Below are 7641 nucleotides of genomic sequence, written 5' to 3'. Positions count from 1 at the left end.
GAAGAAGGCACCGGCGAAGAAGGCACCGGCGAAGAAGCCGGCCGCCGGCAAGAAGTCGGCCTCGGCGGCGAAGAAGCAGGCTTCGGGCGATGGCGGCGGCACGTCCAAGACGTCCTCCCGGCCGGCCCGCAAACGCACCTCGGCCTGACCCGCGCAGGCCGCGAGGGCCGGCCCGTACGGGCCTTCCTGCCGCGGTCCGCCGGCCGCCGCCGTGCTCGGCTCGTCAAGGGGCAGCCGCCGTCGTTGGAGGCACGGGCCGCCGTCGTTGGAGGCGCGGGCCGCGACCATGGCGTCTGTGAAGCGCGGCTCTCCGCCGGGCCACGGAAGACACGGACGCCGTCGCACAGTGGATCGATCGTGTGGCGCATGCCGCTCGTACAGGTGACGCAACCGGGATTTCCGAGGTCAGGGCCGAGGTGAAGGCGATGATGGACGCCAATCCGGCGCCGGGCCTCCGCCTGGTCCGCCCGGGGCCGCCGGAGCAGTCCGGGGCGTGCGGGGTCCGGGCAGCTGCGGAACGCCGGGTCCTCGACTCCGCGCGCCCGCTCTGCGCCCTGTGCGGCTGTCGAACTGCCGTCCAAGGTGGAGAGGAACCGGGGGTGCGGGGGAGTCGGAGAGGCGGAACGGCGAACACGAGGGGGCACGATGCACGATCTGAAGGTCACGTCATGGCAGCTCTTCGGGCATGACCGGCTCTATGTGAACCTGCCCGACGGCACCGCGATCGGCTGGGCGGACCTGGGCAGCGGCACGATCACGGTCCTGCACCCGCGCTACCGGGACGCCGTCACGGACGCGCTCGCCCGCCAGGTCCCGGACATGCCGGCCCTCGGTGAGGCGGCCCCTCCGGGACCGCCGTTCACACCTCCGTCGGCGCCCCGGATCCCCCCGCTGCGGCGGATGCGGACGCGCAAGGGGGACGGCGGGGACGAGACGGCGCCCCTCCCGGGACCGGAGGCCGCGGAACCCCCGGCCACGGCCCCCCGCATCCCCGAACAGGCGCGGCCGCCCCACCAGGAGCAGGCGCCGGAGCCCCGGATGGACCGGGCCCGGGAAGAGCCGCTCCCGCAGGAGGCCGCGCGGGCACGTCCCGAGCCGCCTGCCGAGGGGCCGGTGCGGGCGCGTCCCGAGGGGCCTGCCGCCGCGCCCCCGTCGCGCCGTCCGGGGCGCGCCGGGCCGCCGGAGCTGCCCGCGCTCACCCCCGACGTCGATCTCGCGACACGCCGTCCCGGGACCGCACTCCGGGAGGAGCTCGGCGAGTCCGGTGCCGGGGCACTCGTACGGGTCGTCACCGGGGCGCTGCGGAGGCAGCGGGAAGCGGACCCGCGCCGTACCGCGCTGGCCGGGGAGCGGCGGGTCGGCGCCGAGCTGAAGCGGCTGACGCGGCACGGCTGGCGGGTCCTGCACTCCGTGCCCCTGCCGGACGGCACCGAGATCGGGCACCTGCTCATCGGGCCGGGCGGGGTGTTCGCGGTGCACGCGGAGCACCACCCCCAGGCGTCGGTACGGATCGACGACGGCACCCTGCGGTTCGGCGACGGCGACCCCGAGCCGTACGCCCTGGACGACCGCTTCGGGGCCGGGCGCGCGCAGCGGGTGCTGGAGGCGTACTGCACCTTCCCCGTACCGGTCGGGACGGTGCTGGTCTTCGCCGGTGTCGCGGCACTCGACGTGGTCACCACCCCGCCGGGCGTCCGCGTCCTGAGGGAGCGTCAGGTCCCGGCACTGGCCCCGCTGAACGGTGTGCTCACCCCCACCCAGGTGGAGCGGGTCTACGACGTGGCACGCAACCGGGAGGCCTGGGCGGACGCCTGATCCTGGCGGCGGCACCAGGTGGTTCCGGGTGCCGCCGCCGAGGGGGAGGGCACGGCGAAGCTGCGCTGTGCCCTGCTCGGCGAACCGTCTGCGGCACGGCGAGCACGGTCACCCCGCCCGTCGAGCCCACCCGGACTCTGCTGCTGGGCCCGGCCTTCGGCATGGGCGGGGGCCTCGCCGCGTCGAAGGAGGAGCTGCTGGAGAGCAAGCGGCTTCGGCTCCGTACACCTGGTGCTGGGGTGACCGCACCCGTGGCCGCGTCGGACGGACCGAACGGCCGCGCCATATTGACGTGAACCTGACCGCGAGTATGGTCTAGACCTAAGGTGAGCCCTCGGTCGCACCTTGCGTGGCCCAGGGTGGGTGAGGGGTGCGGCCCCCATTGAAGGAGTTGACATGAACGCGAAAAGAAGGCTGGCCGCCGTGATCGGCGTGGGAATCGCCCCCCTCCTCGCGGTGTGCCTCCCGGCCGCCACGGCCAGTGCCCACGGTTACGTGTCCACACCCCCGAGCCGCCAGGCGCAGTGCGCCGCGGGAACCGTCGACTGCGGTTCCATCAAGTACGAGCCGCAGAGCGTCGAGGGGCCCAAGGGCCTGCGGAGCTGCAGCGGCGGCAACGCGGGATTCGCCGATCTCGACGACGACAGCAAGAACTGGCGGGCCACCCCGGTCGGCAGCTCGACCACCTTCACCTGGCAGCTGACCGCCCGGCACGCCACGAGTACCTGGCAGTACTTCGTGGGCGGCCGGACCGTCGCGACGTTCGACGACGGGGGCGCCCAGCCCGGCGCGACCGTCACCCACCAGGTGGACTTCGGCGGCCTCACCGGCCGGCAGAAGGTGCTCGCCGTCTGGAACATCGCCGACACGCCCAACGCGTTCTACGCCTGCATCGACGTGCAGATCGGCGGCGGCAACGGAGGCGGGGGCGGAGGCGGCGGTGACGACGGCGGGCAGGACCCGGCCGACTGCGCCGCGTCGGCATGGAGCTCCGGCGCCGTCTACAACGGCGGCGACACCGTCTCCTGGAAGAACCACACCTGGCGTGCCAAGTGGTGGGTCCAGGGCGAAGAGCCCGGCACCACCGGTGAGTGGGGCGTCTGGGAGGACCTCGGGGTCTGCGCGGCCTGACACCACCGGGCCCGCACCGGTGTACCGGCTCTCCTCGGTACACCGGTGCGTCCGGGGGCACCGCCCCCCGGGACCGGTCTCCCGGGTCAGATCTTCGTGAGCGCGTCGCCCCTGTGCATCGCCACGTGGTCGGTCCTGTCGCTCTTGATCTCGTACTGCGGATCGTCGGGGGTGCAGCGCCGCACATGGCCCTTGTACTCGATGTCATGCGTGTGGACCCGGGTGATCCGGCCCTGTACATGGCCGGCCTCCGAGTTCCAGCGCACATGGTCCCCGACCGAGAAGGTGCTGGTCATCGGTTCGCCCTCCGTCGCGACGGTGTTCCGTGCCCCCTCCAGTGTCGCCCGTCGGACGCTCTTCGCATGTCGCCGGGGCCCTCACCCGGGACCGGGGCATCATGGCCGGGTGGTGGAGGCGCGCGAGAGGGACACGATGCGTGAGATCTGGACGGTCGGGCACTGGACGTGTCCGGAGGAGACGTTCATCGGCCTCCTCGACGCCCAGCACATCGGCGTGCTGGCCGACGTCCGGGCGCAGCCGGGCTCGCGCCGGAGCCCGCAGTTCTCCCGCGACGCGATGCGCGAGTGGCTGGAGCGGGCCGGGATCGACTACGTGTACCTGGACGAGCTCGGCGGCCGGCGGCGCAAGCAGGACGTGGACCCCGCCGCCAACGCGGGCTGGCACAACGCGAGTTTCAGGAACTACGCCGACTACACGCTGCTCCCGGCGTACGAGCACGGCATCGCCCGCCTGACCGGACTCGCGGCCCGCGACCGCGTCGCCGTCATGTGCGGTGAGCCGATGCCATGGCGCTGCCACCGCCTGCTGATCGCCAACACGCTCACCGCCCGGGGCTGGACGGTCCGGCACATCATGGACGCCGGCGAACCCCGGGTGCACGAGCTGGGCGCCTGGGGTGCGGCACCACGGGCCGACGCGCACGGCCGGGTCACGTACCCGGCGCCGTAGCCGGGGCCCGGCCGGCCTCGTTCCCCGGTCGCTACGGAGCCTTGCTCGCAGGCGGGGGCGTCACGGACGGTTCGATCGTCGACCGGACGTAGATCCGGGTGGTGCCGGGCTCGAACTCGTGGGTGAAGAGGTCGACGCAGCGCTGGAGGTACCTGCCCTCCGGGGTGGTGAGGTCGTCCGGGCACAGACTGATCTTCCGCAGCCCCTGGACGAACGTCTCCGGTTCGGGCAGCCCGAGGTGGCCGAAGGCGGCCGCAGGGCGGTAGTCCTCCTCCTCGGGGTGGGTGTTCCCGATCATCGTCGTGTCGTTCCGGATGAGCCGGCCGGTGTACGTCTCCGCTTCCCCGCTCGGGAGGACGAAGGACAGCAGCCCGGTGTCGTAGCGCTGCCCGGTCTTGTATCCCGCACGACGGTCCGATGCCGCCTTTGGGATGCGGATGCCGAGCTGGCCGCTCATCCAGGCAGGCGTGGCCCCGTCCTCCCAGCAGCAGGTCATCTCCTGGTCCGACAGGTCCGACGACACCTCGTCGGCGACGCAGGAGACCACGCCGATCGCGGCGGCCGCGCAGGCGAGGAGCACCAGGACGGCGACGACTGCGGTCGGCATGCCACGGCGGCGCGCGGGCTGTACGCCGGTGGCGGTCTCACGGGAACTGTCCATCGGTGACCCTCTATCGCGCTTCCTGCTGCTTACGACCCAGGTCCGTGCGGTCGCCCTCGCGCCCGGGTGCGTCCGGCAGCGGCATGTCGTCCGTGTTCGGGGCGGCTGCGCCCAGATCGTAGTGCTTGACGGAGCTGCTGCCCGCCATGTCGAATTCCTGGGCGATACCCGTGGTGTGGAGGCGGGCCATCTGGCCGTCCGGGATACCCATGTCGCTGCCCCAGGGCAGGGCGATGGTCACCCCCTTGCTCTCGTCCCAGTTGTAGCGGTCCCAGGCGTTGGCCTGGTAGTCGAGACCGACCTGGGGCCGGCCGTCCGCATCGGGGACGACGGTGACCACGCCGGTCACGTTCGACCTGGTGGAACCGACGGCGTAGAACCAGTTCTGGTCGACGTCCTTGCCGAAGCTGAAGTCAAGGCGGACACCGGTGTCGCCGTCGGCAGCCCCGGAACCGTCCGGGACCACCCGCGGGTACCACGGCCGGAACGCGGTGCCCGCGATCGCGGCGGTCCCGCACGGCGGGAACCGATGAGGCGGCCCGGCCGCTCGCACCGCCTGCGAAGGCCACTTCCTCGCTGAGCGCCCACGGCAGAAGAACGGCCCCGCGCAGCAGCAGAAAGAAGGAGCGGCAGACCTCCCCAGGTGCGCCGCTCCTTCTGCCTGAGCGCATATGCCCGGTCGGGGCCCGCGCAGACCGTGATCTGTGTCTCCTCGGCGGTCCCGGCGCCCGGAGCCGGGGCGCCCCTGCCGTCGCCGATACGCCCGCATGGCCGCCGGTACACGGCCACAGGAGCCGTCCCTGCGGCCGGTACCCGGTGCCGTCATGGTGACGGGCCCCGCCTCGGTGCCCCCGTAACGGCTGGGGAAGGAAAGCCGCCGCGTGTGTGCCAGTCCGGCCGGGGCGCTCCGGAGGGCGATCGGTAACCGACCGCGCCCGCCCTGGTGACGGCGAGGACGCTCTCGACGGCTTCCCCGCGATTGCCGGAGTGGACCGCCGCCCGCTCCCCGTGCCGCAGACCGAGCCCGGCCAGGTGTCCCGCCGACCGGCCGGTCCGCAGTTCCGGCTCCCCGTAGGCCACAGGGAAGCACTCGTCCTGGCAGACGCTCTTGGTGCCGAGGCGACGGGCGTGGTCCCGGAGCGGTTCCGGCAGAGGGTGGCCGTGTGCTCTGTCGCCGGTGCGAACGCTTCCTCCGGGGACGGGGGTTGCCGGTGACGCGATAGGTGACCGGCCCCACCGGGCCGGGGAACGCGGCGCGGCACCGCGAGGCGGGCGTCCCGTAGGCCCTGCAACATGGAAAAGACCTTCTGGTCGGTGTCTCCACCGACCAGAAGGTCTTTTCGGCACTTCCTGCGAAGTGCCCCCGGCAGGATTCGAACCTGCGCACCCGGCTCCGGAGGCCGATGCTCTATCCCCTGAGCTACGGGGGCGGTGTCGCCGCGCTCGGCTGCGACGGGTGAAACACTACCAGCTCCGGAGCGGTGTCCGGGAACAGGTATTTCCGTCCGCCGCCGGACGCCTCCGTCCGGACGTGGCCACGGGGGAGCGGGGGCCCTCTGCACCCCGGGCGGAAGTGGGCAAAACCCGGACGCAGCCCCTCCGGCCGACCTACCCTCGAAGGGTGTCAGGGGCGTACGGCCGCGTGCTCGTTGTGGACGACAACAGGGGCATCCGGCAGCTGATCAGGGTCAACCTCGAGCTGGAGGGCTTCGAGGTCGTGACCGCGTCCGACGGTGCCGAGTGCCTGGACCTGGTGCACCGGATCCGCCCGGACGTGATCACCCTCGACGTCGTGATGCCCCGCCTCGACGGGATACAGACCGCCACCCGGCTGCGCGCCGATCCGCGGACCCGCCGGCTGCCCGTCGCCGTCGTCAGCGCCTGCACCCCCTTCGAGGTGGACGCCGGAGTGGCCGCCGGGGTCGACGCGTTCCTGGAGAAGCCGTTCGAGCCGAGCGAGCTCGTCCGTGTCGTGCGCCGGCTGATGCGCGAGGAGCGGGCGCCGTCCCCCGACGGCGGACGCGGAGCCGGCAGGGCCGGGAGCACCGCCGGGTGACCGACGCGTCGCCGTCCGTGGTCCGTGGGATTGCCCGCATGGCGAAACCGGTTCGCGGACAGCCCCCCCGTCTCCCATACGCTTGTCCCGTGACCCCCGCAGATCTCTCCCGTACCGTGCTGCACGCCGTGCGCCGCGCGGTCGCCGAGGACGCCCTGCGCGCGCCCGTGCCCGCGCGCGTGCGGGTGGAGCGGACCCGGCCCGGGGGCAGCGGGGACTACGCCTGCGCCGTCGCCCTGCAGCTCGCCGGGCCCGCCGCGCTGCCGGCCCGCGAGGTCGCCCGGATCCTCCGGGACCGGGTGGCGGACGCGCCCGGGGTCGGGCGGGTGGAGATCACCGGCCCGGGCTTCCTGAACTTCACGCTCGACGCCCCCGCCGACGCCGCCGCCCGCGCCTCGGTGGTCCGCGCGGTTCGGGAGCAGGGCCACCGTTACGGGCACGTCGCCGTGGACAGCGGGACGCTCCACCGGCTGCACCATCCGCCCGAGGTACGCGCGGCAGTGCTCGCCCACGCCGCCGGGCGCCTCCTGCGCACCCAGGGCGGGCAGGCCCTCGTCGGCTGCACCGGCGCGGCCGGCCCCGGCTGGGAACGGCTGGGCGCGGCCACCGAGCCCCGGACCGGGCCGGAAGGGAGCCGGGGAGCGGGCCGAGGGGGCAAGGAGAGCCGGGAGAGCCGGGAGATCCGCCCCGTACCGGCCCACGCCACCGCCGCCGCCCTGCTGGAGCGCCTCGGGCCCGACGCCGCGCTGTGGGGTCTCCTGCGGCCCGCCGCCCATGACCGCGCCCCGCTCGGCGACGACCTCCTCGTACAGACCGAGGCCAACCCCCTCTTCCTGGTCCGCTACGCCCACGCGCGCGCCCACGCGCTCACCCGGGGCGCGGAACGGCTCGGGTTCACCGGCGCCTACGAACAGGACGTGGACGTCCCGGCGCTGCACACCGCGCTCGCCGACCACCCCGGCGTCCTCGCCTCCGCCGCCCGCCACCACGCCCCCGACCGGCTCCCCCC

At 73.8% G+C, this 7641-nt stretch carries 8 protein-coding genes and 1 tRNA gene; 5 read left to right on the top strand and 4 right to left on the bottom strand.

Translation table 11 applies throughout. The annotated features are described in order from the left end of the window. Positions 1–645: 645 nt before the first annotated feature. Positions 646–1815, top strand: a complete 1170-nt coding sequence (locus IH13_RS0109875; protein ID WP_031082962.1) for a nuclease-related domain-containing protein — start codon at positions 646–648, stop codon at positions 1813–1815. Positions 1816–2211: 396 nt separating this feature from the next. After that, positions 2212–2946: a lytic polysaccharide monooxygenase gene (locus IH13_RS0109870; protein WP_031082961.1), complete on the top strand. Its 735-nt coding sequence runs from the start codon at positions 2212–2214 to the stop codon at positions 2944–2946. An 86-nt stretch (positions 2947–3032) separates the two neighbouring features. Here the strand turns inward: IH13_RS0109870 and IH13_RS0109865 are convergent, their stop codons facing one another. Then, entirely contained in the window at positions 3033–3242 is a 210-nt protein-coding gene (locus IH13_RS0109865) for a hypervirulence associated TUDOR domain-containing protein (protein WP_031082959.1), read from the bottom strand. Between the two features lie 109 nt (positions 3243–3351). Here IH13_RS0109865 and IH13_RS0109860 point away from each other — a divergent pair, with 109 nt between their 5' ends. After that, positions 3352–3915 (top strand): DUF488 domain-containing protein, encoded by a 564-nt coding sequence (locus IH13_RS0109860; RefSeq protein ID WP_199814625.1) that lies wholly within the window; start codon positions 3352–3354, stop codon positions 3913–3915. Between the two features lie 31 nt (positions 3916–3946). Here IH13_RS0109860 and IH13_RS0109855 read toward each other — a convergent pair whose 3' ends face one another. The 3 genes from IH13_RS0109855 to IH13_RS0109845 all read right to left on the bottom strand — a co-directional run bounded on the left by IH13_RS0109855 (position 3947) and on the right by IH13_RS0109845 (position 6006). Continuing rightward, complete coding sequence (locus IH13_RS0109855) at positions 3947–4576, bottom strand: hypothetical protein (RefSeq protein ID WP_234433258.1); 630 nt, start codon at positions 4574–4576, stop codon at positions 3947–3949. A gap of 10 nt (positions 4577–4586) precedes the next feature. Then, positions 4587–5042, bottom strand: a complete 456-nt coding sequence (locus IH13_RS0109850; RefSeq protein WP_234433257.1) for a hypothetical protein — start codon at positions 5040–5042, stop codon at positions 4587–4589. A gap of 892 nt (positions 5043–5934) precedes the next feature. Further along, a tRNA-Arg gene (locus tag IH13_RS0109845) sits at positions 5935–6006 on the bottom strand. 191 nt (positions 6007–6197) lie between these two features. On the opposite strand from IH13_RS0109845, the gene IH13_RS0109840 reads away from it, so the two are divergent. Beyond that, positions 6198–6632 (top strand): response regulator, encoded by a 435-nt coding sequence (locus IH13_RS0109840; protein ID WP_234433256.1) that lies wholly within the window; start codon positions 6198–6200, stop codon positions 6630–6632. A gap of 89 nt (positions 6633–6721) precedes the next feature. Then, positions 6722–7641 (top strand): arginine--tRNA ligase (locus IH13_RS0109835; protein ID WP_234433255.1); only part of this gene is annotated, 920 nt, incomplete at its 3' end.

The sequence above is a fragment of the Streptomyces sp. NRRL WC-3549 genome, from assembly GCF_000721935.1.
Lineage (GTDB): Bacteria > Actinomycetota > Actinomycetes > Streptomycetales > Streptomycetaceae > Streptomyces.
Note: the sequence above shows the minus strand (reverse complement) of the source record. Positions and strands in the feature narration are given on the sequence as shown.